Annotated in this window: 26 protein-coding genes and 1 pseudogene; 10 read left to right on the top strand and 17 right to left on the bottom strand. The window is 63.1% G+C overall.

The annotated features are described in order from the left end of the window. Positions 1-232 precede the first annotated feature (232 nt). From ACQ4W7_RS02330 to ACQ4W7_RS02305, 6 genes are all read left to right on the top strand, one after another. Complete coding sequence (locus tag ACQ4W7_RS02330) at positions 233-700, top strand: universal stress protein (RefSeq protein ID WP_426070825.1); 468 nt, start codon at positions 233-235, stop codon at positions 698-700. Between the two features lie 159 nt (positions 701-859). Then, entirely contained in the window at positions 860-1,504 is a 645-nt protein-coding gene (locus ACQ4W7_RS02325) for a response regulator (protein ID WP_034750556.1), read from the top strand. A 326-nt stretch (positions 1,505-1,830) separates the two neighbouring features. Beyond that, positions 1,831-2,637 (top strand): Crp/Fnr family transcriptional regulator, encoded by an 807-nt coding sequence (locus tag ACQ4W7_RS02320; RefSeq protein ID WP_092797003.1) that lies wholly within the window; start codon positions 1,831-1,833, stop codon positions 2,635-2,637. 278 nt (positions 2,638-2,915) lie between these two features. Next, positions 2,916-3,113, top strand: coding sequence for a hemin uptake protein HemP (gene hemP, locus ACQ4W7_RS02315; RefSeq protein WP_102298110.1), 198 nt, complete (start codon positions 2,916-2,918; stop codon positions 3,111-3,113). Positions 3,114-3,198: 85 nt separating this feature from the next. Further along, a complete protein-coding gene (locus ACQ4W7_RS02310) occupies positions 3,199-3,525 on the top strand; it encodes a hypothetical protein (protein ID WP_426070826.1) in 327 nt (108 codons plus the stop codon). A gap of 40 nt (positions 3,526-3,565) precedes the next feature. Next, complete coding sequence (locus ACQ4W7_RS02305) at positions 3,566-4,792, top strand: DUF2325 domain-containing protein (RefSeq protein ID WP_436528124.1); 1,227 nt, start codon at positions 3,566-3,568, stop codon at positions 4,790-4,792. Positions 4,793-4,812: 20 nt separating this feature from the next. Here the strand turns inward: ACQ4W7_RS02305 and ACQ4W7_RS02300 are convergent, their stop codons facing one another. From ACQ4W7_RS02300 to ACQ4W7_RS02275, 6 genes are all read right to left on the bottom strand, one after another. Beyond that, positions 4,813-5,364, bottom strand: a complete 552-nt coding sequence (locus tag ACQ4W7_RS02300) for a glutathione peroxidase (RefSeq protein ID WP_436528122.1) — start codon at positions 5,362-5,364, stop codon at positions 4,813-4,815. A gap of 69 nt (positions 5,365-5,433) precedes the next feature. Continuing rightward, the gene (locus ACQ4W7_RS02295; RefSeq protein ID WP_436528120.1) at positions 5,434-6,807 is read right to left on the bottom strand and encodes a sulfite reductase subunit alpha; all 1,374 of its coding nucleotides are present in this window, start codon (positions 6,805-6,807) and stop codon (positions 5,434-5,436) included. A gap of 13 nt (positions 6,808-6,820) precedes the next feature. Further along, complete coding sequence (locus ACQ4W7_RS02290; RefSeq protein ID WP_436528118.1) at positions 6,821-7,861, bottom strand: FAD:protein FMN transferase; 1,041 nt, start codon at positions 7,859-7,861, stop codon at positions 6,821-6,823. A 26-nt stretch (positions 7,862-7,887) separates the two neighbouring features. After that, on the bottom strand, positions 7,888-8,712 hold the full coding sequence (locus tag ACQ4W7_RS02285) for a DUF4198 domain-containing protein (RefSeq protein ID WP_426070831.1): 825 nt from the start codon (positions 8,710-8,712) through the stop codon (positions 7,888-7,890). Positions 8,713-8,724: 12 nt separating this feature from the next. Then, positions 8,725-9,240, bottom strand: coding sequence for a DUF2271 domain-containing protein (locus tag ACQ4W7_RS02280; protein ID WP_099403641.1), 516 nt, complete (start codon positions 9,238-9,240; stop codon positions 8,725-8,727). 32 nt (positions 9,241-9,272) lie between these two features. After that, complete coding sequence (locus ACQ4W7_RS02275; protein WP_426070832.1) at positions 9,273-9,926, bottom strand: PepSY-associated TM helix domain-containing protein; 654 nt, start codon at positions 9,924-9,926, stop codon at positions 9,273-9,275. Positions 9,927-10,189: 263 nt separating this feature from the next. On the opposite strand from ACQ4W7_RS02275, the gene ACQ4W7_RS02270 reads away from it, so the two are divergent. The 3 genes and pseudogenes from ACQ4W7_RS02270 to ACQ4W7_RS02260 all read left to right on the top strand — a co-directional run bounded on the left by ACQ4W7_RS02270 (position 10,190) and on the right by ACQ4W7_RS02260 (position 11,179). Continuing rightward, positions 10,190-10,687, top strand: coding sequence for a pyridoxamine 5'-phosphate oxidase family protein (locus ACQ4W7_RS02270; RefSeq protein WP_426070833.1), 498 nt, complete (start codon positions 10,190-10,192; stop codon positions 10,685-10,687). A 175-nt stretch (positions 10,688-10,862) separates the two neighbouring features. Further along, positions 10,863-10,943 (top strand): annotated as a pseudogene (locus ACQ4W7_RS02265) (DUF2239 family protein); the annotation flags it as partial. 77 nt (positions 10,944-11,020) lie between these two features. Further along, entirely contained in the window at positions 11,021-11,179 is a 159-nt protein-coding gene (locus tag ACQ4W7_RS02260) for a DUF2239 family protein (protein ID WP_436528115.1), read from the top strand. 19 nt (positions 11,180-11,198) lie between these two features. On the opposite strand, the gene ACQ4W7_RS02255 is transcribed toward ACQ4W7_RS02260, so the two are convergent. From ACQ4W7_RS02255 to ACQ4W7_RS02230, 6 genes are all read right to left on the bottom strand, one after another. Next, a complete protein-coding gene (locus ACQ4W7_RS02255) occupies positions 11,199-11,462 on the bottom strand; it encodes a hypothetical protein (RefSeq protein ID WP_436528113.1) in 264 nt (87 codons plus the stop codon). A gap of 194 nt (positions 11,463-11,656) precedes the next feature. After that, on the bottom strand, positions 11,657-12,037 hold the full coding sequence (locus ACQ4W7_RS02250) for a KGG domain-containing protein (RefSeq protein ID WP_436528112.1): 381 nt from the start codon (positions 12,035-12,037) through the stop codon (positions 11,657-11,659). A gap of 200 nt (positions 12,038-12,237) precedes the next feature. Continuing rightward, complete coding sequence (gene pdeM / locus ACQ4W7_RS02245; protein WP_436528110.1) at positions 12,238-12,912, bottom strand: ligase-associated DNA damage response endonuclease PdeM; 675 nt, start codon at positions 12,910-12,912, stop codon at positions 12,238-12,240. Then, positions 12,909-15,386 (bottom strand): ligase-associated DNA damage response DEXH box helicase, encoded by a 2,478-nt coding sequence (locus tag ACQ4W7_RS02240; protein ID WP_436528108.1) that lies wholly within the window; start codon positions 15,384-15,386, stop codon positions 12,909-12,911. Before ACQ4W7_RS02240 ends, pdeM begins: the two co-directional genes overlap by 4 nt. A gap of 21 nt (positions 15,387-15,407) precedes the next feature. Continuing rightward, positions 15,408-17,039: an ATP-dependent DNA ligase gene (locus ACQ4W7_RS02235; RefSeq protein ID WP_436528106.1), complete on the bottom strand. Its 1,632-nt coding sequence runs from the start codon at positions 17,037-17,039 to the stop codon at positions 15,408-15,410. Further along, positions 17,032-18,072 (bottom strand): ligase-associated DNA damage response exonuclease, encoded by a 1,041-nt coding sequence (locus ACQ4W7_RS02230; protein ID WP_436528104.1) that lies wholly within the window; start codon positions 18,070-18,072, stop codon positions 17,032-17,034. The genes ACQ4W7_RS02235 and ACQ4W7_RS02230 overlap by 8 nt, the downstream gene beginning before the upstream one ends. Positions 18,073-18,188: 116 nt before the next feature. Between ACQ4W7_RS02230 and ACQ4W7_RS02225 the strand changes: the two genes are divergently transcribed. Next, positions 18,189-18,389, top strand: a complete 201-nt coding sequence (locus ACQ4W7_RS02225; protein WP_436528102.1) for a hypothetical protein — start codon at positions 18,189-18,191, stop codon at positions 18,387-18,389. Positions 18,390-18,767: 378 nt separating this feature from the next. Here the strand turns inward: ACQ4W7_RS02225 and ACQ4W7_RS02220 are convergent, their stop codons facing one another. The 5 genes from ACQ4W7_RS02220 to ACQ4W7_RS02200 form a co-directional block, all read right to left on the bottom strand. Next, on the bottom strand, positions 18,768-19,166 hold the full coding sequence (locus ACQ4W7_RS02220) for an MAPEG family protein (protein WP_426070842.1): 399 nt from the start codon (positions 19,164-19,166) through the stop codon (positions 18,768-18,770). A 48-nt stretch (positions 19,167-19,214) separates the two neighbouring features. Then, entirely contained in the window at positions 19,215-22,613 is a 3,399-nt protein-coding gene (locus tag ACQ4W7_RS02215) for a hybrid sensor histidine kinase/response regulator (protein ID WP_436528100.1), read from the bottom strand. Then, positions 22,610-23,734 carry a hybrid sensor histidine kinase/response regulator gene (locus ACQ4W7_RS02210; protein WP_426070844.1) on the bottom strand — a complete coding sequence of 375 codons (1,125 nt, stop codon included), beginning with the start codon at positions 23,732-23,734 and terminating at the stop codon, positions 22,610-22,612. The genes ACQ4W7_RS02215 and ACQ4W7_RS02210 overlap by 4 nt, the downstream gene beginning before the upstream one ends. Before the next feature lie 106 nt (positions 23,735-23,840). After that, complete coding sequence (locus ACQ4W7_RS02205) at positions 23,841-24,449, bottom strand: chemotaxis protein CheB (protein WP_426070845.1); 609 nt, start codon at positions 24,447-24,449, stop codon at positions 23,841-23,843. 1 nt (position 24,450) lies between these two features. Next, on the bottom strand, positions 24,451-25,296 hold the full coding sequence (locus tag ACQ4W7_RS02200; protein WP_436528097.1) for a CheR family methyltransferase: 846 nt from the start codon (positions 25,294-25,296) through the stop codon (positions 24,451-24,453). Positions 25,297-25,422: the final 126 nt, after the last annotated feature.

The raw sequence follows: 25,422 nt of genomic DNA, 5'->3' as shown, positions 1-25,422 counted from the left end.
ATTGGCGTGCCTGCAAGACCACGCGCCGCACAAGAAATCCTGCTCGCGGGCGCCTGCGCAACAGTACGCCAAGGATATCGTTGCGGCTAAAACACGATCTTTCTGCTAATGTTGTCTATACTGAAGGTGCAATAGTATTGATAATTATCAAGTCTTTACATGAATACCATGCTGCCGCCGCGCCTACAATAAGGGGCGTTGCACGCGCTGAGTCACTGCCAAAGGACCTGCCATGTATAAGAAAATTCTGATCGCCACGGACGGCTCCACCGTCTCCAACCTGACGGCCTGTGCCGGCGTTGCCTTTGCCGAACAGATGCAAGCCGACATTCTTGCCGTGTACGTGGCGCCCGAATACCAGTACCCGGTGTATATCGAAATCATTCCCCCAAGCTATCCCAGCGAGGAGGAATACCGCATCGCCATGCGCAAGGCGGGCGCCGACCACTGGCAGCCCATCCTCGACGCTGCCGCCAAACACGGCCTGGAAGCGACGGGCCTGACCGCCTTTTCCGACAGCCCCGCCCTGAAAATTGTGGAAGTGGCGCAATTGCAGCAATGCGACCTGATTTTCATGGGCTCGCATGGCCGCAGCGGTTGGGGCCAATTGCTGCTTGGCAGCGTGACCAATAAAGTGCTATCGCACTCGAAATTACCGGTGCTCGTGCATAGGCTGATCAAGGAACCCCCATCAAAATAAGGGGTCACATGGCCTAGCAGGCCGCCGCAGCCCATATATCGGGTAAAAGGCAAAACTGCGACCATTTCAGTTAAAATAGCAACGTTTCTCGTTTCTTAACACCCGGCCGGCCGCAACGAAACGGCCAGGGAAAAATACACGCCTCCAGATTGCGCGCCTATGATACGTATTGTGATTGCCGACGACCACACCATCATGCGAGAAGGATTGAAGCGCATCCTTGACGGCGCGCCGGACATCGACATCGTGGGCGAAGCCATCGATGGCTTTGAGGTACTCAACCACGTACGCCAGGGCGGCTTCGACCTGTTGCTGCTCGACCTGTCGATGCCGGGCCGCAGCGGCGTCGATCTGATCCGGCAAATCCGCAGCGAGGCGCCCAAGCTGGCCATCCTGATCCTCACCATGCACGAGGAAGAGCAATATGCGGTGCGCGCCATCCGCGCCGGAGCGCAAGGCTATCTGACCAAGGAAAGCGCGGGCACCCAGCTGGTGGGCGCCATCCACAAGGTGGCGTCGGGGCGCCCCTACATCAGCGCAGAGGTGGCAGAGCAGCTTGTGCTCAACATCATGATGCCAAATGAAAGCTTGCTGCACAAACAGCTGTCGGACCGCGAGTTCGAAGTCTTTTCCCTGCTGGTGGCGGGCAAGTCGATCACGGAAATCGCCAACAATCTGCACCTGAGCGTGAAGACGGTGAGTACGCACAAGACCCGCATCATGCAAAAGATGGGCATGAGTTCGTTGTCGGAAATGGTCCAGTATGCCGTGGCGCACCGTCTGCTGTCCCCCTTCAAGACCTGACTGGCGCGCCAGCGCGTAGGAACAATCCTACATCAATTGCCACAGCTCCTACTGTCATATTCAGCCACTGCTGATATGAATTGCATACGGTTGTTGGCATACTGAAACCAGTAATCAAGTTGCTGGGAAGTTATTTCATCACACAGCAAGTCTTCAGCGAATTGAGCATTACCAGCCTGGACGCGCGCCGCCGACCCTTGCCCGCCCGCCGTCCTGCGCACCTTGTCATTCAACTCTGAACTACCTGTCACCAGGAGATGAACATGCTGTCCACGCAAACGCCTGAAACCCGCGCTGCCTCTCCATCGCTGGCCCCCTCCTCTCCGATGGAAGCGGGGCGTCAGCGCCAGGGTCGGCTCTGGTCGAACCTGAAGGAGGTGTGCGACCTGCTGCATATCTCCAGCGCCTGCACCATTGCCGCCGACGAACTGCTGTTCCAGCACGTGCAATTCAAGACGGGCCAGCGCGTGCACACCATCGGCCAGCCGTTCGACACCTTGTACATCGTCAATTCGGGCTTCCTGAAAACCGTGCTCATCGACGAATTCGGCAATGAGCAGGTACTCAGCTTTCCCATGAAGGGCGACATGCTGGGCGTCGATGGCATCCACTCGCGCCATTACTCCTCGGAAGCGGTGGCCCTGTCCGACTGCGACCTGATCCTGCTGCCGTTCAAGAAGCTGACGGCACTGGGCCGCGTGCACCTGGAGCTGGAAAATGTCATGTACGGCGTGATGAGCCGCGAACTGGTGCGCGAACAGGCGATGATCGGCATGCTGGGGGCCCTCAGCGCCGAAGCCCGCGTGGCGCGTTTCCTCGTCTCGCTGGCCGACCGCTTCGCGCAGATGGGCTACTCGAGCAAGCTGTTCAACCTGCGCATGACGCGCCATGAAATTGGCAGCTACCTGGGCCTGACGCTGGAAACGGTCAGCCGTACCCTGTCCGCCTTCAATGAAATCGGCCTGATCACGGTCGACCAGCGCACCATCGGCATCAAGGATCCGGACGCCCTGAAAACCCTGCGCCGTCTGCCGCCCTCGCGTTCGCGCGCCAAGCAGCTGGCCGCCGCCAAGCTCAAGGCCGACACCGCCGCCGCAGCCACCGCCTCGGCGCAATTGCTGGCCACCATTTAACGCCCCAAATAACGCCCCAAAAAGATTTCCTTCAAGCTTGGCACAGGCTTGACCCGGCCAAGGCGCGCACCGCCTTGCCGGGTCTTTTTTGCTGCCGCTCCCCTTCCGCGCCGCGCTTGCGGCCGCCTTTGCGCAGCACCCGGCGCACCGCCCTCGCCCAAGGTGCCGTGCCGCCGTAAAAAAGCGCAAATTCCGCACAAATAGGCCTTGCTTTTTGGGCCACATTCAACAATAATGCAAATACGAATCATTCTCAACTGAGACAAAGAAAGCCCAACATGCAAAGCTCAAAACCAGCCTTGATCCAGGATGCCGCTAGCGCCCACGTCCGTCCTCCCGTCAGCATGGCGCAACCGGCGCGCCGCATCACCAGCGAAGCGCTACTGCAGCAGGGCCGCGAAGTGGAAATTGAGCACAGCGGCAAAATCTATCGCCTGCGCGTCACCCAATTGAACAAGCTGATCCTGACTGCCTGAAGCAGCACGGCAGCCAGTCACCACACTCGCCAGCCAGTCGCGCTCCGTGCGCGCAGCCAGCCAAACCACCGCACAGGAGTGTTTGATGGCGAACGACCGACCTTCCCCGATGTTTCCGTCCCCGCAGGGCCAACAGCCTGAATTGCTGCTGTCGGCCGTGCTGCACCTGATGTCGCACTACCATGCGGGCAGTCCCTGCGAGAAACTGGCGGGTGTCATCGAACGCCACCTGCAAGTGTTGTCCAATTCGCCCGGCCTGGGGCCCGTGCTGCAAGCGACCTGCCAGCAGTTGTCGCAGCAATGGGCCGCCCTGGTGGCGCTGCACTGCCCTGCGCCGCCCAAGACCACCTTGTTTGAGCGCTTGGCACGCCTGCTGAGCGCCAAACGCCCTGTTTCACCCCTGCCGCAATAATTTCTCTTCAACACCTCCCATCGCCTAACAGGATATCGCCATGTGTGACAAAGACAAGTCCCTGCCCGTCATCAGCAATTGTTCCAGCGGCGAGGGCGAAACAGCCGCGCTCGCTTCGCGCCGCCGCCGACTGTGGGAACTGTCGCATACTTGCCATTGCCCGCTGGTCGGCGTGGGCTTGCCGCTGGGCTACCTGCGCAAGCTGGTGGGCAAGATGACGGGCGGGCGCGTGCTGGCCGACGACTACGAAGTGCACGTGGGCGCCGTGACGGAATGCGGTGCGCGCAACCGCCTGTCCGAAGCCCTGCAAAAGGAACTCGAACGCCGCTACGCCCCCGTGATCCTGCGCTTTCGCGGCGCCAAGACCACCGAGCAAGTGGCCGAGCTGTGGCGCACGGCCGTCGCCAACGGCGACGTGTCGGGCGCCTTCTGGGCCGGCCTGACGCATCCGCGCTGCGATGCCGAACTGGAAGAGCAGATGTGCCGCGACTTGCACATGATCCAGCACCAGGCCGGCGCCTGCGTGCGCGCCGACATGGGCAAATTTACGGCCTTGCAGGAAGAAAATGCACGCCTGACGCACGAACTGGCCAAGCTGCAACAGCGCAGCCAGGCCATGTTGATAGAAAAAACGGGCGAGCTGGAACGCCAGGAAGCGGTGCTGCTGCGCACGCGAGCCGAAGCTATCGGCAAGGATAGCGTGATCGATGGCTTGCGCTTTGATCTGGCGCAGCTGCAGGCCGCCATCCCGGCGCTGGAATCGCGCACGCGCCTGGTCGAGCGCCTGGCGCAAATGGATGAGCGCGAAAAGGAATTGCGCCAGCAAATCACGGAATTGAAGCAGGCCCAGCCACGTCCGACCGCCGCCGTGCCGCCACCGGCGCCTAAGCTGGAAGTGTCGACGGGCGGCAAGCTGAAAATGCCGATCCGCCTGGTCGATCAAAGCGTCTTGTGCGTGGGCGGGCGCAGCGGCAATGTCGCCACCTACCGCGCCTTGATCGAGCGGGTCGGCGCGCAGTTCGCCCACCACGACGGCGGCCTGGAAGATAATGCCAACCTGCTCGATTCGAGCCTGGCAGCGGCCGACCTGGTGATTTGCCAGACGGGCTGCATCAGCCACAGCGCCTACTGGCGCGTGAAGGATTACTGCAAGCGCACGGGCAAGCGTTGCGTCTTCATCGACAACCCCAGCATCTCCAGCCTGGCGCGCGGCTTGCAGGAAGTGAGCGGGGAAATGGAACCTGCCGTGCTGAACACGGCAGAGTAATACGGCGCAGGGCGGTGTGCTTACGCCGCCAGTTCGCGGTCGATGGCCTCGCGCAGGATGGCATCGTCGACCGTGGTGTCGGGCGCGAAACGTCCCACCACCTTGCCATCCTTGCTGATCAAAAACTTCTCGAAGTTCCATAGCACATCGCTGGGCCGCTCCTGCGTGATGCCGTAGCCGGCCAGCTTGGCGCGGAAATCGCTGCCCGGCTTTTCCTGCGCTTGCGGCTGTTCCTGCACCAGGCGCTGGTACAGCGGATGCTGGCCCGGACCCTTGACGACGATTTTTTCAAACAGGGGAAATTGCACGCCAAAGGTGCCGCGGCAAAAGTCCGCGATCTCGGCATTGCTGCCCGGCTCCTGCGCGCCGAATTCATTCGCGGGGAAACCGGCCACCACCAGGCCCTCGGCCTGCTTGTCGGCGTAGAGTTTTTCCAATCCTTCATACTGCGGCGTCAAGCCGCAGGCGGAGGCTACATTGACCACCAGCACCACCTTGCCGCGATACGCGTCCAGGCTGCTAAGCTCGCCATTGATGCGGCGCAAGGGAATGTCGTAAATGCTGTCGCTCATGATGGGTCTCCTTGGATAAAACAATCATGATAGCTGTGTGCGCGCGAACGCGCTGGCGGAGTCAAAAACTCAGTACACGTCGCGCCGGTAGCGCCCTTCTGCCGCCAGCGCATCGAGCGCGGGCCGGCCCAGCATCTCTTGCAGGGCCTGGTCGACGCCGCCCGCCATGCCGGCCAGGCTACCGCAGATATAGATGGCGGCGCCCTGCTCCAGCCACAGTTTGACTTCGTCTGCATTGCCGCGCAGGCGGTCCTGCACGTAGATCCGCTCCGCCTGGTCGCGCGAAAACGCCAAGTCCAGGCGCGGCAGGTCACCGCTGGCGTGCCAGTGTTCAATTTCTTCGTGATAATGAAAATCGTGGGCCGCGTTACGCTCGCCAAAGATCAGCCAGTTGCGCCGCTGACCGGCCAGCACACGGCTTTTCAGGTGGCCGCGCAAACCGGCGATGCCGCTACCGTTGCCAATCAGAATTAATGGCCGTTGGGCATTGTCTTCCAGGCGGAAGCGTTTGTGCTGGCGCAAGCGCAGTTGCACCACGTCGCCCACAGACGCCTGCGCCGTCAGCCAGCCCGAGGCCAGTCCCAGGCTACCATCGGGATGCGCATGCTGGCGCACCAGCAAGTGCACGCCGCCATCGCGCGGGATCGAGGCGATCGAATATTCGCGCGGCTGGGCGCAATCCGCCGGCACGGCCACTTGCACCAGGTCGCCAGACTGCCAGTCAGGCAGGCTGCCGACCACGGGCGCCAGCTCCACATGAAAGATGGCGCCACCGGCGCTGTCCGGATTGAGCAAGCGCCTGTGCGTCAGGCGCCAGTCGCCGAAGGCGGGGGCGCTCCAGTCCGGTGCGTCGCTGGTGCCGGCCAGGTGGCTCAGGCGCTGGAACCATTGCTCGATGGCGGCGCTGGCGCTGCGGTCGACCTCGATACGTTCAAACAGGCGCGAGGCGCCCTGCGCCGCCAGCCAGGCATCGAGCGCGCGGCCGAAGCCGCAGAAGTGAGTGTAGCTGCGGTCGCCCAGGGCCAGCACGGCGTAATGCAATTGCGGCAACGCCAACTCACCTGTCACGCGCGTCATGAATCGGCCCATGAAGGCGGCCGCATTGTCGGGCGCGTCGCCTTCGCCATACGTGCTGACCAAGAACAAGGCCCGTTCCGCTTGTTGCAAATCAATGGCCGTCAGTTCAGCCAGCGCACACAGACGCACGGGAATGCCGGCCAGCTGCAAGCTCTGCGCCGTTTGCGTGGCCAACTCTTCGGCATTGCCCGTCTGGCTCGCATACGCCACCAGCCAGGCGGGGCGGTTGGCCAGCGCCGCCTTGGCGGCAGCGGCGCCGCGGCGCCTGGTGCGCGCGCGCAGCCAAGGTGCCAGGCACACGCCCGCATAACTGAGGGACAGGGCGGCAAGCAAGGCCAGCCGTGTCGTATCGTGCGTAAAAATCATGGAAAGTAAGTGTTCATTCGTCGAGCATGGCCAGCATCTGGCTGCTCAGCGTTTCGTGGTAGCCATGGCCGTCGCGCTGCAGGAAGCGCGCGGCCAGGCCCTGCTCTTCGGCCAAGGCCATGCCGGCATCCACGCCCAGCACGGTCAGGGCCGTCGACCAGGCGTCGGCCGCCATGCATTCGGCGTGCACGACGGTAACGGAAGCGAGTTGATTGGCGATCGGCATGCCGCTGCGCGGATCAATGGTGTGTGAAAAACGAACGGTGCCATCCTGGAAGAAACGTCGGTAATCGCCCGAAGTCGCCACGGACAAGCCGTGCAGCGCCAGCAGAATTTCCGGCGGATGCTGTGCATTATCGGCACTATCGGCGGCGCCATCGACCTGTTCCAGCATGACCCACCACGGCTGGCCGTCGGGCTTGCTGCCGGCGCCGCGCAGTTCGCCACCCACTTCGACCAGGTAATGATGGATGCCCTGGCTGTCCAGGTAGCGGGCCAGGCGGTCCACGCCATAGCCCTTGGCCACGGCCGACAAATCGAGTTGCAAGCCTCCCGGCTGGCGCGCGCGGCGAGCCGGCAAGTCCAGCTCCAAGCGGCGGCGCTGGCGCTGCGACAGCAGCAGCGCCACCGTGTCACCTTTCGGCGGCAGGAAGCCGGGCTCATCGTAGCGGTGGCGGGGACCGAAGCCCCATAGGTTGACGAGCGCACCCGCGCACGGGTCATACGCGCCACCGGACGCCTGCGATACGTGCATGGCAAAGCCCAGCACCTCGCAAAAGGCTGCGGGCAGGCTGTGCCAGCTACCGGGCTCGGCCAGGTTGAAGCGGCCCAGGTCGGACTCGTCGCTCCAGTGACTCATTTGCGCCACGACAAGGTCCAGCTGCTGCTGCAAGCCTTGCTGCAGGTCGGCGCTGCCCGCGCGTCCCGGCATGGCGGACTCCAGCAGGCGCACCGACCAGCTGGTGCCCATAGCCAAGCCGCGCAAGTCCCGGATCGCGGCGCCGGGCGGCGCGACCTCATCGGAAATATGCTGCGGCAGCAAGACCCGGCGCATCGGCGAGCTCGTGAAGAGGCCGCCGCTTACTGCGGCAGCACTTCCACGGTGGCCGCGTATGTCATGCGGCGCTCCGGCATGGCTGGCGGCTGACCGGCCACGGCCGGTGCGGCCGCAGGCCAGGTGCTGCTCAGGTAATACATGCCGGCCGCCGGCACCGTAAACGTGATCTCGCCCTTGGCATCGGTGCTCTGGCGGATTTCGCCCAGCACGCCGCGGTAGCGCACGCCGCCTGGCACCAGGCTGAAAGCCTGGTTGGCTGCCGGCTTGCCATCGACCAGGAAGCGCCACGTGGCTTTCTCGCCCGCGCGCAAGTCGTTCGGATGCGTCACTGGCACGAATTCCAGGCCCACGCCGGTCGGCTTGAACACTTCCGTGCTGGTCTCGCCATTGCTGAAGAAGGTTTCCAGGCGGCTGGCCGTGCGCGTGACTTTCACATCTTGCACATCGGCCGGCATATCTTTCTTGAAGGTTTCCTCGTTGCCGCGGAAACGTTTCTGCTCGCCATTTTGCTTGTAGCTGGCCATGACGTTTTGCGACACGATGGCCGCTTTATACGTGCCCGGCTTTTCCATTTTCACATCGAAGACGCTGCGCAGGCGGCCCGTGACGGTATTCGCCGGCGCCACTTTCGCGCCATCCGGGCCGATGACTTGCAGCGCGTCCAGGCGCAGCGGCTGGTGGTCGATTTCGAACAGGCCGTCGGAGACGGCGGCGTCCACCGTCACCCAGGCGTCCTTGCTTTCCACCATCGTGCTCGATGGCACCATCCAGCCGCGGTGGGCGTGGGCGTTCATGGCCAGGCCGGCCAGGGCCAGGGCGATCAGCGGTTTATTGAGTTGCTTCAACATGGTAGAGGCGCCTTAAGGTTTGAGTTGGACGACGACATTGCCGAGTTCTTCCTTGCCTTTGGCAGGAACGGACTGGGCCGATTTCAACGGCCACTGGAACGGTACGCGCACCAGTTCGCGTCCGCCCGCTTCGCGCGCCGCTTCCACCACCACCTGGTATTCGCCGGCCGGCAGCTTGTCGAGCAAGGCCTTGGCGCCGGGGAAAGTCAGGGTATGTTCGCCCGGCGCACGCGTGGCGCCGCTGACGCCGTCAACCGGCATGGCCAGGTCGCGGCCACTCTTGCGCCACCATTGACGCATGTCCTTCAGCCACTTCTCGCCTGCCTTGTCCTTCTTTTTCACGTCATACAGCACCGTCAGGTTGCCGACGACCTTTTGATCGGCCGTTTCCAGCCACGCCGCCACGTAGGGACGATGATATTCCGCCACATTCAGTTGCGGGATTTCAAGCTTGAGGGCCAGGTCGGCCGCCATCGCCGAAGTGCCGATCAGGGGAAGGCCAAGCGCCAGGGAGTAGCGTAATTTCATGGTGTGCCTGTAAAAAAGAATAGTAAAAACGATCAATGGATAAACAGCAAGGCGATCGCGCAGGGTATCAAGATACCGAGGCCAACCATCGGCCAGGTAAATGGCCGGTTGGCCGCGTGGAACTTCAAAATCAATAAACCCGTCAGGCAAAACACGATGCAGGCGCCGGCAAAAATATCGATGAACCAGTTCCAGGCCACGCCCGTGTTGCGGCCCTTGTGCACATCGTTGAGCCAGGACACCCAGCCCCGGTCCGTCAATTCATATTCGGCGGCGCCGTCTTCCAGGCCGATGCGCACCCAGGCGTCGCCACCCGCCTTGGGCAGCGGCAAATACACTTCATCGACGCTCCATTCGGCGGGACGCCCGCCCGCATTGAGCGACCATTGCTGCTTCAGCCAGGTCTCGGCGGCGGCCGGCATGGGCGCGTTTGCGCCATCATGCTGGGCCGCATACGCGGCCAGTTCGGTGACCAAAGGAGCCGGCAGCAGCGCCTTCTGGCGCGTGATCGATGGCTTGGCTTCGATCTGGCTGGCGTGATTCAGCGTAATGCCGGTGATGGCGAACAAAAACATGCCCAGCAGGCAAAGTGCCGAGCTGATCCAGTGCCATTGATGCAAATTCTTCAGCCAGACGGCGCGACCGGCATTGTTCTTGGCCTTGTCTGCGGCGCCCGCATTACCCATTGAGGGCTCCCGGCAAGGAGCGAGCCAGGTGGCGCGACAAGTCAGTGTGCTTCATTCCCATCCTTCAATCAAAGTTCATGCTTATCGCTTCAAACAAATGATAATGATTATCATTTATTAAGTCAATACATGGGCGTCCCGCCAGGCCGGCGTTTTGTAACAGCTTTGAAACAAAGTTACGCCACTACGTAAGCTGCCGTACAGAGCCGCGTGCAGCACCCGCCTATGCTGTTGTTCAGGACAACCATCAAGGGAGCACCCCAATGCAATCGTATTCCAGCGAACAACTGGCCAGTATCGCGGCCAAGATCAAGGACGTCAAATTTGGCATGCTGACCACCAGCGACGACATGCGCACGCTCACCAGCCGGCCCCTGACGCAGCAGCAAGTCGACAACGCGGGGCAAATCTGGTTTTTTGTCTCGGACGAGGCCGCCTACACGCGCGATTTGCTGAACAATCCGCAAGTCAATGTCAGCTTTGTCGACACGGGCGACAGCCTGTATGTGTCCGTCTGCGGCCATGCGCAGCTGCTGAAGGACCGGGCCAAGGCGGAAGAGCTGTGGAATCCGCTGATGAAAGCATGGTTCCCGGGCGGGCTCGACGATCCGAAGCTGTCGCTGATCAAGGTAACGATCCAGTCGGCCGAGTATTGGGACAGCAGTGCCAGCAAGATGATGCAATTCTATGAAATGGCCAAGGCCGCCATCACGGGCGAGCCACCGAAAAACCTGGGTGAACACGGCCGCGTCGACCTGTAGCAGTGCTGCATTATTTACCCGGGTGTTATTGATTTTTAATTTGACCCGGGTAAAATTACTTGCATAGGCACGCATTGGAGGCAAGACACGCACGCACCCGTATCACCGCCTTTGCAGGCCCACACAAAGTTGCCGCTGGCACATTGCAGGCGGTGGCCAAACACTGAAGGAATGGGTGACGCGCGATCCCGGGGCACAAATCCTGATTTTCGACGACACGAACGGTGGCCAAGTGGACCTGAACCTGCACGGCAGCCTGGCCGACATGTTGCAGCGCTTGCCACACGCAGGCGTGCCCAGCAGCGCTAGGCGAGCGAAGCGGCCTATAAAGTCATGTACGCGTTGGCGGGCGATGCGCCCGGCTTCAAGGAAGCCAGCCGCGCCCTGTTCGCCGGCAAGCAGCCTGCGTTCCTGGCGTGCGTGCAGGAATGGCCAGCTGACGTGCGCGAACACGTCTTGCAACTGGCTCAGCGGGGGATGGTCAGAGCCTGAAGAAAGCTAGGCGACCCGGTCAGACTCCCGTGCTGCCCGTGGTGTCGGGCGCATTGTCGGCGCTCTGCCGGCTCTGCCCGGCGGAACCGGACTGATGATGTGGCAAACGGTCAGCGCGCCGCACTTCGCCAATGGAAAACAGATCGTCGCCTATATCGAGTCCTTGCTCGCTATCGACCAGCACAAAGCTCTCGGCCGACTCGGCGGTGCTTTGCTTGCTGCCTGCCGTGGACGGCGTGCCGCCCTGGCTCTTGCCGGACTGCGGCGTAGTGAAGTTGCCCATCATCTTCTCCCTGGTCGTGCGTGCGATTTAATTGCAAATTGACTGCGAATTGGCCGTGACCGGCGCAGCTATTTCATCATAGTCCATGCCTGCTGCATTGCATCAAAATTTTGTGGCGGGCCAACCAACGCCCCGCCTGACCAGTGGCAATGTGCGATTCCCCCCGGCCAGGCGTGCCTTGCTAGCGCTTCCACTTACTTGTTGCGCGAACCGGACGAGTCCGTCCCTGAACCCGCACCGCCACTTTGCTTGTTGCCACTGTCGCGGTTGCCATCCTGCTTCATGCTGGAATTGTCACGCGCACCGCTGGAACTGGCGGCACTTTGACGGCTGGCATCGTTTTTGTGGCTTTGGCTGCCTGCGCGGCGCGCTTCTTCCGACGTGAATTCATGCGCCGTGCCCTTTTCATGCGCGGCGCGTCCGCCTTCGCTGGCGATTTCGCGCTGCTGGGCGGGGTCCATGGAAGCAAAACCACGCTTGCTGGTATCGCTTTGCTTGTTGCCGCCGCTGCTGCTACCGCTACTGCTGCTACCGGTTTTACTACCTTGCTGTTTATTGTCGCTCGATGTGGCCATGATGATCTCCTTGATCGATGAATCAGAAAACAGTGCAAACCATGCAATTCTTCCCCCTCGCACGGCAAGGGAAGCCTTATCTTAGTGCGCACAGGGGGCACAAGTAATAGGAGGATGGCAAGAGCGCATGTAGGATGAGTCCCGCCCGTGGTGGCACAGTTACTTCCAGTTTTTCACCAAAAGTACCAAACACTCAGCAGTTATTGGATATTGGGTATCGGGAAAATCGCCGCGTCCGCCGTCACATACACGCGCTCGCCAACGGCTGGCCGCACCGCATGGCCACCCGTAAAGGCGCCAAACGATGGCAAAATGGCACGCTGCCGGCCCAGCAGGAAACATGGCAGGCGCAAGCCGCTCCTGTCCGCGCGCAAATGAAACACAGGATGCACGTGGCCGGCCAGCACATAGCCGGGCGCGACGGTGTCCGGGTGATGGCAGAAGGAAAGATTGCCCACGCTGTGCGGTTCGTCCACCATGCTGATGCGTAGTGCGGCGGCCGGATCGCCCGCATGCGCATCATGATTGCCGCGCACCACCGTCAGGCGCACGTGCGCATGGCGCGTGCGCCAGGCCAGCATGGCCGCCACGGTGGCGTTCGCGTGTGCGGCGCGCGCGTGCAGGAAGTCGCCGAGAAAGACGATCTCCTCGCAAACATGGCTGGCCAGCAAGGCATCCAGCGCCAGCAAGTTTTGCGTGGTGGTGCCACGCGGCACGGGCACGCCCAGCGCACGGAAGGCGGCCGCCTTGCCGAAATGGATGTCGGCAATAATCAGCATCTTGCGCGCCGGCCAATACACGGCCTGGTGCGCCAGCAGCCATACCAGCTCGCCAGCCAGTTCCACCACGCAATGCGCTGGGCGCTGGCCGTTCATGCGGCCGCCTTTTCCAGCGCACTCACCAGGCGCGCTACCCGGTCTGACAGTTTTTCCGTCGTCAGCTGTTCGCGGAAACGCTCGACCATCAGGCCGAAGGCAAACGGCGAGGCCCGCTCCAACGGTTGCAGCGAAATCTGCCGTCCATGCAGCTCGTGCAAGGTGGCGCGCAAGCGCGTCAGTTCCAGTTCCTGCTCCAGCACTTCGCGCTGCGCCTGCGTGAGCAGCAAATTGGCCGCGTCGTGCTTGCGAAACACTTCAAAGAAGAGCGAGGACGACGCTTGCAACTGGCGCGCGCTTTTCGGCTGTCCCGGATAACCCTGGAACACGAGGCCGGCGATGCGGGCAATTTCGCGGAAGCGCCGCTGCGACAATTCCGTCGCGTTCAGGCTGGCCAGCACGTCCTCGAGCAAGTTGTCCGTGCTGAACAGAGGAATATCAGCGCCGCTGGCAGCCGTCAACAGCGGTGCAAAATCGATATCGTCCGCGCCCAGCAATTCAAAGCCGTAATCGTTGACGGCGATCGACAAGGTCGCCGGCTGCACGCGCGCGATGCGGTAGGCCAGCAAGGATGCCAGTCCCAGATGCACCGAGCGGCCGGCGAACGGATACACGAACAGGTGATGACCTTCTCGGCTGGACAAGGTTTCGAGCAAGAGGCTGGCACGCGTGGGCAGGCTGGACCATGCCCGCTGGATGGCCAGCAGCGGCGCCAGCGCGTGCATTTCCGGCCCGCTGGCCTTGCCCTCTTGCGCCAGCTGCAACTGGTCCAGCACGGCATGCGCCAGTTCCGACGACAGCGGCATCTTGCCGCCCTGCCAGCGCGGCACGGCGCCGCGGCTGCCTGTTGCACGCCGCACATACGCTGTCATTTCATGCACGCGCACGAATTCCAGGATGCGCCCGCCAAACAAAAAATGGTCGCCCTGCTTCAAGCGCGCGATGAACGATTCCTCGATGCTGCCGATGCGTCCGCCGCCCAGGAACTTGACCTGAATCGCCGCCTCCGAGACGATGGTGCCGATGCTCATGCGGTGGCGCCGCGCCAGGGCCAGATCCGGCACGCGGTACACGCCCTGTTCGTCGGGCAGCACACGCCGGTATTCCGGGTACACGGTCAGGCTTTGCCCGCCGCGGGCGACAAAGTCGAGCGCCCATTGCCACTCGTCTGGCGTCAGGTGGCGGTAGGACCAGGCGGCGCGCACTTCGTGGTACAGGGCTAGCGACTCGAAGCCGCCGCCCAGGGCGATCGTCACCAGGTGCTGCACCAGCACGTCGAGCGGCTTGTCCGGCACGGGACGCGCTTCCAGGTAGCCCTGCGCCAAGGCAGCGCGGGCAGCCGCTGCTTCCAGCAGTTCCAGGCTGTTGGTCGGCACCAGGGTGACGCGCGAAATGCGTCCCGGCGCGTGGCCGCTGCGCCCGGCCCGCTGCACCAGCCGGGCGATGCCCTTCGCGCTGCCCACCTGCAGCACCCGTTCGACGGGCAGGAAATCGACGCCCAGGTCCAGGCTGGAGGTGCACACGACGGCTTTCAGTTCGCCCGTTTTCAGGTGCTGCTCGACCCATTCGCGCACTTCGCGGTCCAGCGAACCATGGTGCAGGGCGATCAATCCCGCCCAGTCCGGCCGCGCATCGAGCAAGTGCTGGTACCACAGCTCTGCCTGCGAACGCGTGTTGGTAAATACCAGGGTGGTGGCGCTGCCCTCGATCTCGGCGATCAAAGGCTGCAGCATCTGGATGCCCAAATGCCCGCCCCAGGGAAAGCGCGTGGGGTTCACAGGAATCAGGCTGTCGACGAGGATGCGCTTCTTGACTTTACCTTCCACCAGCACGCCGGCGTTTTCCTCGCCCAGCAGCACGTCCTGCGCCTGCTGCAAGTTGCCCAGGGTAGCCGACAAGCCCCACGTCATCAATGCGCCATTCCAGCGGCGCAAGCGGGCCAGCGCCAGCTGCACCTGCACGCCGCGCTTGCTGCCCATCAATTCATGCCACTCGTCGACGATCACCGTTTCCAACAGGCTGAAGCGTGCCTGGGCATCGGCCTGACTCAGCATCAGGGACAGGCTTTCCGGCGTCGTGACGAGCACCTCGGGCCAGGCTTTCGCCTGCCGCGCCCGCTGCGCGGCGCTGGTATCGCCCGTGCGCGCCTCGATGCGCCAGCCCGGAGCGAGATCAGTACCAGAGGCGTGCAGCGCCCGCACGGTGTCGGCGGCCAACGCCCGCATGGGCGTGATCCACAGCACGCGCAAACCCTGCTTTCGTCCCTGATTTCCGCCCGTGCTTTTCAGGCGCTCGGCGCGCAGCAAGGCGCCGAACCAGACCGCATACGTCTTGCCGGACCCCGTGCTGGCATGCAACAGGCCGGAGCTACCCTGTGCGGCGGCCCGCCAGACGGCGCGTTGGAAGGGAAAAATCGTCCAGCCGCGCCCTGCAAACCAGGCATCGATGCGCTGCGCCAGCGTGCTTTTGCTCATCGCTTGCTCATGAATCGTCCTTCATGCGGCGCTCGCCAGCAGGGCCTTCAGGGTGGCCAGGGTGTCCGCGTCGGCGATGGCCTTGTCTTCACGCCGGCGCAGGATGCGGGGAAAGCGCACGGCGATGCCCGCCTTGTGGCGGCTGGAGGCAGCGATGCCTTCGAAGCCGATCTCGAACACCATCGTCGGCTTGACGCTGCGCACGGGGCCGAATTTCTCGATGGTGTTCTTGCGGATGGCCGCGTCGACTTGGCCAATTTCCGCATCCGTCAAGCCCGAATACGCCTTGGCGAAGGGCACCAGCTTGCGCTCTTCACCATGCTCGCCATCCCACACGGCAAACGTGTAATCCGTGTACAGCGAAGCGCGCCGGCCATGGCCCGCCTGGGCGTAGATCAGCACGGCGTCGATGGCATACGGATCGATCTTCCATTTCCACCAGGTGCCCACGTCTTTCGTCCGGCCCACGCCATACGCGGCCGAGACGGCCTTGAGCATCAGGCCTTCCACGCCGCGCGCCCGCGACTCAGCACGGATGGCCGCCAGCGCATCCCAGCTATCGGCGGCGATGCGCGGCGACAGTCGCAGCGCGGGAGAAGACACGCCGTCCACCAGGGTTTCCAGCAGCGCGCGCCGTTCCATCTGGGGCAGCTGGCGGACATCCACCCCATCCATTTCCAACATATCGTAGGCCACGAGCACGGCCGGCAGCTCGGCCAGCAGCTTGGCAGGCAGCGCCTTGCGCCCCATGCGTTGTTGCAAATCAGCAAATGGTGCCGGCAGCTCGCCCGGCTTCCAGACGAGGATTTCGCCATCGAGCACCGTACCCTCGGGCAAAGCCAGCTGCGCCAGTTCAGGAAAAGTCTCCGTGATCAATTCCTCGCCACGCGACCACAACCAGTTGACGCCATCGCGGCGCAACAGCTGGGCGCGCATGCCGTCGTATTTCCATTCAACCAGCCAGTCGGCAAGGTCGCCCAGCGTCTCCGGCGGCGCCTGCAAAGGGTGCGCCAGGAAGAAGGGGTAAGGCTGGCCGCCGCGCAGCGCATGTTCATCCTCCGACTGCGCGCCGGTCAGCTTGAGGAAGCCTGCGCCCGTGGGGCTGACCTTGCCATCGGTCCAGCCCATCAGGCGCTGCGCGATCAGCTTGCTGTCCACGGCGGCGATGCCGGTAAGCGCGCGCGTCACCAGCAGTTTGGACACGCCCACGCGAAAACTGCCGCCGATCAGCTTGATCAATAGAAACCGTTCGCGCGTTTCCAGCTCGTCCCAGTACGCCAGCAGTGCGGCGCGGATGGTCTCGGGCGCCGCGCCGCGCAAGGGCGCGATGCGCTGCTCGACCCACTCGGCCAGGCCGATATCGCTGCGCCTGGCGGGCGCGGGCAGGATCAGGGCGATGGTTTCAGCCAGATCGCCCACGGCGTGGTAAGCCTCGTCGAACAGCCAGGCATCGAGGCCGGCACGTTCGGTCGCGTATTCGCGCAGCAACTTGGTGGGCACGGCCTGGCGCGGCTTGCCGCCGGCCAGGAAATACACGGCCCAGGCCGCGTTTTCGGGTGATGCGCCCCGAAAATAGGCTTGCAGCGCCGCCAGCTTGCGGCTGGTGGACGTGGTTTCATCGAGTTCCGCGTACAGCCGGGCAAATTCACGCATGGGTGACGTCCTCCGCTGCCGTGGAAGCACCAGGCGCACTGTCATCGGCTTCGTCATCGCCATACTCGGTCTCAAAGCCGCCCGCCTGCCAGCCATTCTGCTGCAGCCAGCGCACCATCACGGGTATCGAGCCATGCGTGACGATGATGCGTTCGGCCTGCGTGGCACTGATGGCTTGCATCAGGCCGGGCCAGTCGGCATGGTCGGACAGCACGAAACCCCGGTCCACGCCACGCCGCCGGCGCGCGCCACGCAACAGCATCCAGCCGCTGGCGAACGCATCGCTGTAGTCGCCGAAGCGCTTCATCCACGGCGAACCGGCGGCCGAAGGCGGCGCGATCACCATCGCCGTCTTCAGGGCCGCCTTGTGCGTCACATCGCCCACCATCACGGTGGCCGGCAAGGCCACGCCGGACTCGCGGTAGACCTGCGTCAAGGCCTGCGCCGCGCCATGACAGATAATGGGACCGATAGTGGCGTCCAGACCCGCCAGGATGCGTTGCGCCTTGCCAAAGGCGTAACAGAACAGCACGCTGATGCGCCCTTCGGCCGCATTCCTGCGCCACCATTGGTTGATATCGTCATGGATTTCCTGCGGCGCCTGCCAGCGGTAGATGGGCAGGCCGAATGTCGATTCCGTGATGAAGGTATCGCAGCGCACGGGCTCGAACGGCGTGCAGGTAGGGTCGGGCTGCAACTTGTAGTCGCCGGACGCCACCCACACTGCGCCGCCGTGCTGCATGCGCACCTGGGCAGAACCGAGCACGTGGCCGGCCGGATGCAGCGACACCTGCACGCCGTGGTGTTCGACAGTCTCGCCATACGCGATACCCTGGATGGAAACGGCACCCAGGCGCGCCTGCAGCACTTTGACGCCGTCGCTGGCGCACAGGTAATGCCGGTGGCCCACGCGTGCATGGTCGGCATGCGCATGCGTGATGATGGCGCGCTCGACAGGGCGCCACGGGTCGATGTAAAACTGCCCCGGCACGCAATACAAGCCTTCCTTGCGCACCACTACCATGTCGGCCATGCCCAGCTCCCTACGTTAAAAAAAACTGCGTCGGAATGACTTGATTCTAGCGCTCTTGCGCGCGATCACTGTTCGACAGCGCACAATGGATACGCGCAGGTGCGATAAACTCAGCCATGAAAGCGCGCGTGGTGTTTTCCGGAAACGCCATCATGACCTGGTCGCCCGCCACCGACAGCGCGCTGCCGATCTGGCAACGGGGCACGCGCACGCGGCTGCCCACGGCGATCAGCGGCAACGATGGCTCGGCGGGGGCTTGCGCCAGAGTCTACGCTTGCGGCACCTCGTCCAGGGCAATCGGCACCGCCAGCTTGTGATGAGCTGCAGCTTGCGCGCTTCCAGCCGGGTGTCGATATCGGCCATCACTTCCAATGTGGCCGTTCCCACAGGCTGCTGTTGAGCTGCACGGCCGTGATGCCCAGCTGCTGCAGCTTTTCCAGCGGTCTTTTATCAGCCAGATCAACGGCCACACGACGACAGTCGCACCGGGCAACAGCGCGGCGGGCAGCTGGTAGCACAGCGATTTTCCGCTGCCGGTGGACAGGATGGACAGGATGGCCAGGGTGTCGCGTCCGGCCTATACGCTGTCGATGACTTCCTGCTGGCCCGCGCGCAACCAGCCGCCAGCTTGCCGTCACCTTACGGCCGGGACCGGCGCACCGCCACAGGAAGGCTGTTACAGCCCGCGCAGGACTTCAGGAAGCCAACAGGATCGCCCAGAAGAGCATCAGCAAGCCGGCAATCGACACGCACCACACCAGCGTGCGCACGACCGGCACGCCAAACGCGTACAGCGGCAGGTACAGCACGCGGGCGGCCAGATACAGGGCCGCGCCGTACAGGGTCAGCGCGCTTTCCTGCGCCGTCACGTGGGCGATCAGTACGGCGGCAGCGAACAGGGGCAGGGTTTCAAACAGGTTCGCCTGGGCCCGCTGCAAGCGGCCTGTGATCTTGCCCACGGGCGGCCCGTCGCCGTCGCGCGCGCTCACGTTATACGCCGTGCCTGTTTCGCGCGTGCGTAACAGTGCGGGCAACAGGATTTGCACCAGCGCCAGCACCAGAGTACAGCCTAGCATGGTCAGTTCAGGAGTCATGTGTGCCTCTTCAGGGTGAGATAGGCAAGCCGTGCCGGCGCGTGCCCATCAGGGTTGATCGAGTGCTGCTTGCAACTCTGTCAAATCATAGGGCTTGCGCAAGACACTGGCGGAAAAGCCCAGTTCATCCATCGATTCCTTGCCATAGCCGGTGGAAAAGATGATGCGCATGTCCGGCTTCTCGCGCAGCACCATGCGCGCCAGCGCGATGCCGGACATGCCTGGCAGGCTGACATCGGTAAACAGGATATCGAAGTCTTGCTCATTGAGCAATTGCCACGCCGCCTCGCCATCGGACACGCCGCTGACCGTGTGGCCCAGCATGCCCACCAGCTCACACACCATCAGCTGGGAATCGAGATTGTCTTCCACCACGAGAATTTTCATCGATGTCGGCAGGTCACCCTGCGGCACCAAAGCATGGCCCGTCAAGTCCAGCCCTGGCGTACCGCCTTCCAGCACGCCGGTCGCCGTGCTGCCGCTCGCCTGAATGCCGGCCACCGACGCGCCAGATCGGTCAAACTGGCGCGCGCGCATTTGCTGCTGGCGGTTGGCCAGCACATGGCGCAGCTTGCGCGCCAGCTCTTCGCGTCGGTACGGCTTGCTGAGTAATTCCACACCCGCGTCGAGCCTGCCCTCATGCACGATGATGTCTTGCGCATAGCCCGAGGTAAACAACACGGCGATATCGGGCTGCAACGCGCGCGCCTGGCGCGCCATCTCCGTGCTGCTGACAGGGCCCGGCATGATCACGTCCGTAAATAGCAAGTCGATCTGCGCGCCGCTCAGCAGCACGGATAGCGCGCTTTCGCCATCTTCCGCTTTAAGCACCGTATAGCCGAGCGCACCGAGCATATCGACCACGGTGGTGCGCACGCCCACGTCGTCTTCCACCACCAGCACCGTTTCCGTGCCGCCCGTGACGACGCCGCTCAATTCCAGTTCCTCGTCCGCTTCGGCCATCAGGGAACGGGGCAAATAGATTTTGACTCCCGTGCCCACGCCAGGTTCACTGTAAATGCGAATATGACCGCGGCTTTGCGTCACGAAGCCATACGCCATCGACAAGCCCAGGCCCGTGCCCGCGCCTTCCGGCTTGGTGGTGAAGAACGGCTCGAACGCACGCTGCAGCACGGGGCCGCTCATGCCGCGGCCCGTGTCCGTCACCGACAGCATTACGTACTGGCCGGCCGGCACATCGACCAGCTTGTTCACATACTGCTCGTCGAGCACCACATTGCCCAGCTCGATGGTCAGCTTGCCCACGCCATCCATGGCGTCGCGCGCATTGATGGCCAGGTTGAGGATGACGTTCTCGATCTGGCTGCGGTCGATCAGGGTATTCCACAGCCCGCCACCACCCACCAGCACGATATCGATCGCTTCGCCCAAGGCGCGCCGCAGCAACGCATCCATGTTGCGCACCACGCGCGCCAGGTCGGCCACTACCGGTTGCAATGGTTGACGCCGCGCAAACGCCAGCAGGTGCGACGACAGCTTGGCGCCTCGCTCGACGGCGGTAATCGCCGTGTCCAGGCGCTGGCGCATCACGCCATCCGTGCCCGTCAGGTGCTGCAGCAAATGCAAATTGCCGGAGATGATTTGCAGCACATTGTTGAAGTCGTGTGCGATACCGCCTGTCAGCTGGCCCACGGCTTCCATCTTTTGCGCCTGGCGCAAGGCATCCTCGGCCTTGGTGCGCTCATTCACCTCTTGTTCGACACGGTGTTCCAGCGTTTCGTTCAATTCATGCAGCGCCTTTTCCACGCGGCGCCGGTCCGTGATGTCGGTCTTGACGGCGATCAGGGAGTGCGTCTGGCCCTGCGCGTCCAGCAGACGGCTGACATTGCTCGACACCCACACATGCGAGCCGTCCGGTTTCAGGTAGCGCTTTTCCAGCGAGAACGATTCACCCGTTTCCACCAGACGCTGGAATAGCACGCCGTTGCCAGGCACGTCCGCCGGATGCATGATGTCGTTCATGTTTAGGCTCAGCAGCTCTTCAGCCGAGCGGCCCAGCATGCGGCACAGAGCGCCGTTGACGCGTTGGAAACGGCCATCGAGGCCCAGCTCGGACAAGCCCACCGAGGCCTGGCCGAAAATGGCCGCCATGCGCTCCTGGCTGGCGGTGAGTTCATCCTCGATATGGCGCCGCTCCGTGACGTCAAACGACACGCCCACGTAGCGGCGCTGGCCCGGCACGCGGCCGGCCACCACCTCGCCCTGACGCGCGATCCAGCGCAACGCGCCGTCGGCAGGGCGGCGGATGCGGTACTCCACATACTCGAGGGGATTTTGCGCCAGGTCAAGCTTGCTGGGCCCCACCTTATTCAAGTCCCGTTCGTCTACCAGACTCACCAGCAAATGTTGCGTGACCTCTTCCTCGTCGGCAATGCCCCACAAGCGGCGGAACATGGGCGAGACCAGCATCGCGCCGGTCTCGGGGAACCATTCGAAGGTACCGATGCCGCCCGCCTGCTGGGCCAGGCGCAGCCGCTCCTCGCCTTCCATGCGCTCGGTGACATCGATGCCCTCGACCAGGATACCCGTGACCACGCCCTCGTCATCCTTGATGGGCTGGTACACGAAGTCGATCTGGCGCTGGCACGTCTGCCCGTCCGCCATCTGCAAATCCACCTTCACCTGGCGCCCTTCGAAGGGTTCGCCCGTGCGATAGACCTGGTCGAGCAGTTCGATGAAGCCCTGCGCCTTGACTTCAGGCAAGGCCGATTCGACAGTCTTGCCCAGTAAATCGCGGTGGCCCACCAGGCGCAGATAATGTTCATTCGCCAGCTCGAACACATGCTGCGGCCCGCGCAGCATGGCCATGAAGCTGGGCGCCTGTTGAAACAGGGCGCGCAGCAGCGCGCGCTCTTCGCCCAGGCGACGGTTGGCCGCGCGCACGGCCTCGCTCTCTGTCTGCAAGGTGGCGTTGAGTTCGCCCAGCTCGGCCGTGGCCAGCTTCAGCTGGCGCCCCTCTTCCATGCGCGCCGTCAATTCCAGCGCCGTGCACAGCACGCCATCTACCTGGCCATCGGCACCATGCACAGGCGTGTAATACAGGTCGAAACAGACATCCGTGCACTCTCCACCGCGCAACAGCGGCAAACAGCATTCGCGGTGCACCTGCGTTTCGCCGCGCAGTCCCGCTTCGAGAATGCGCGCGTTCCAGTCCCAGATTTCGGGCCAGACGGCAGGTACCGTGGCGCCCAGCGCCGCCGGATGGCGCGCCCCGGCGATCTGGATGTAGTCATCGTTGTAAATCATGACGTGCTGCGAGCCCCACATCAGCACCATCGCCATCGGTGAATTGAGCACGATGTCGACGCTGGTGCGCAAATGGGCAGGCCAGCCATCGAGCGCACCAAGGCTGGTGGCGGACCAGTCGTGCCGGCGCACCAGCTCGCCCATGTTGCCGCCGCCGCGCGGCCAGGCTGGCGCGCTCATGTGGCCAGTCCCGCTTGCACGCGCACCTGACACTGGCGCGGGATGCGCACGGTCACTACCGTGCCCTGCGTGGCCGTGGAACTGAGCTCGACCGTGCCGCCGTGGGCCTTGACGAACATGTTCACCGTGTACAGGCCTAGACCCAGGCCCTGCCCCGTCCTGCGCTTCTCGCCCGCCTGCCGGAAAGGCTCGAACAGGGTAGGCAGCAAGGCGGCGGGGATGACACCACGATTGGCGATGCGCAATTCAATGCTGTCGGCGTCGCGTCCGTCGAGGGCCAAATGCACCGGCGTGCCCGCCTCGCCATGCGTGATGGCATTGCATAACAGATTCGAGATGACTTGCAACAGCAAGCCCGCATCGCATTGCCCGTGCAGCTCGCCGACACTGCTGACCTCGACATGCGTGGCCTGGCCCGCCGTCTCGCATTCCTCGACGATGGCGCGCGCCAGCGCCAGGTAGTCGTGCGTGCTGCTGCGCAACTCCATCGTGCCGGAACGGATGCGCGCCAAGTCCAGCAGCTGGTCGACCATGCGCGCCATGCGCTTGGCGCTGCTTTCGATGCGCTGCGCCGTGACGATCACCTTCGGGTGATCGCTCATCATCGGCAACAGCATGGCGCCGTTCATCACCACCGACAAGGGGGTGCGCAAATCGTGGCCCAGCACGGCTGTGAACAGTTCATTGAGGTGCAGTGCATGCTTGAGTTCATCGAGCTGGGCCGACAATTCACGCTTTTGCTGGTATAGCTGCACCAGCACCGCCACCTTGCTTTGCAAGGCTTTCACGTCGATGGGTTTGTACAGGAAATCGACGGCGCCCGCCTCGTAGCCACGGAAGCTGTAGCTCGCTTCGCGCGACGCGGCTGTGAGGAAAATCAAGGGAATGCCGCGTGTGCGTTCGCTGCCGCGTATCAGCTCGGCCAGTTCGAAACCATCCATCTGCGGCATTTGCACGTCGATCAGGGCCAGCGCGACCTCATGCGTCAACAGCAATTCCAGCGCCTCAGCGCCCGAGCTTGCCTTCAGGATGACAATACCAGGCCGTGCCAGCACGGCTTCGGCGGCGACCAGGTTTTGCGCGATGTCGTCAACGACGAGGATATAAATAGGTGCAGTCACGGAGTCATCTTCAGGCATCGCAACGGCAAGATGCCATCATGTTTCGAGATGGATATAAACATTGTTTCAATTCTCACATATATTACACGCACTGCTCGACTCCCACTCACTTGTGTTCGCCATCGCCAAGCAAGGCCAGGCTGGCAGCCATCTGCGGCAAATCAAGCACGCGGTCGGCGCCGGCCAACTTGAGCGCGGCGGCCGGCATAATGCCACAACTGGCCCGTTGCGGGTCTTGCACCCAGGCGCTGCCGCCCAGCTGCCGCACGCGCGCCAGGCCTGCCGCACCGTCGGCCGAAGCACCCGTCAAGATGATAGCCAGCACGGCGCGCCGGTAAGCGTACGCGGCCGTTTCCAGCAGGACATCGATGGACGGGCGTGAAAAATACACGGGCGCTTCTTGCGACAGGGAAAAACAGCCATCGGGTTCGACTTGCAGGTGGTAATCGGGCGGCGCGAAATACACGGTGCCGCCTTGCAGCGGTTCCTTGTCCTGCGCTTCGCGCAAGGGCAGCGCGCAGCGCGCAGCATACAGCTGCGGCAACTGGCTAGAGCGGCCCGGCGCCAGGTGCAGCACCACCACCACGGTTGCGCGGCAGGCAGCGGGCAAGGCGCGCAGCACGATGCCCAGCGCCTCCACGCCGCCGGCCGAGGCGCCGATGGCGATCAGACGCAGTCCGGCCGGCGGTGGCGCCACGTCGCAGGTCGGCAGCATGTCAGGCACGCTGGAAGATACGTACAGCCGGGCTCAGCTCGTTGAAGCTGGCCGCATGGCGGCTGAAATGCAGGCTTTCCTTCATGCCCAGGCCCAGGAAGCCCCGGTTTACCAGCGCTTCGTGGAACAGGCCCAGGCTGCGGTCTTGCAAGTCTTTATTGAAGTAAATCATGACGTTGCGGCAGGAAACCATGTGCACCTCCGAAAACACGCTGTCCGTCGCCAGGCTGTGGTCGGCGAAGACGAACTGGCGCCGCAGGCGCCGCTCAAAGATGGCGCCCTTGTAGGCGGCCGTGTAATAGTCTGACAAGGAGCGCTTGCCGCCCGCCAACTGGTAATTCTCGCTGAACTGGGCGATGCGCTCAATCGGATAGATGCCCGCTTCGGCGGCGGCCAGCGCCTCGACATTGATGTCGGTCGCATAAATCATGCTGCGCTCGAGCAAGCCTTCCTCTTCCAGCAAGATGCCCAGCGACCACACCTCTTCGCCGCTGCTGCAGCCAGCCACCCAGATCTTGATGGAGGGATAGGTATGCAGGACGGGCACGACTTTTTCGCGCAAGGCGCGGAAATACGCAGGATCGCGGAACATTTCGCTCACTTGCACCGTGAAAAACTGCAGCATCTGCGCGAACATGGCCGGCTCGTGCAAGATGCGATCCTGCAACTGCGACAGGCTGGCGCAGCCGAAGCGCTCCATGGCCTGGCGCATGCGCCGACGCAACGACGCCACCGAATAATCGCGGAAATCGTGCTGATATCTCAACAAGATTCCTTCAAGCAATAACTTCAATTCGATATCGAAAATATCATCATCTAGCAATTTGACATCCACCCTTCTATCCATGCTGCATCCCCCGGCCCCGCAGCGCCGCGCGGGTGCTTGGAGCCAGCCGGAATGCTAGCAGATCGTCGGGAATTATCCCGCAGCTAAAGCGTCAGTTAGGTACGCTGGCGTACGCTCGGCTCATCT

The sequence above is a fragment of the Janthinobacterium algoris genome, from assembly GCF_051380935.1.
Lineage (GTDB): Bacteria > Pseudomonadota > Gammaproteobacteria > Burkholderiales > Burkholderiaceae_D > Janthinobacterium.
This window is presented reverse-complemented; position numbering and strand designations above follow the sequence as displayed.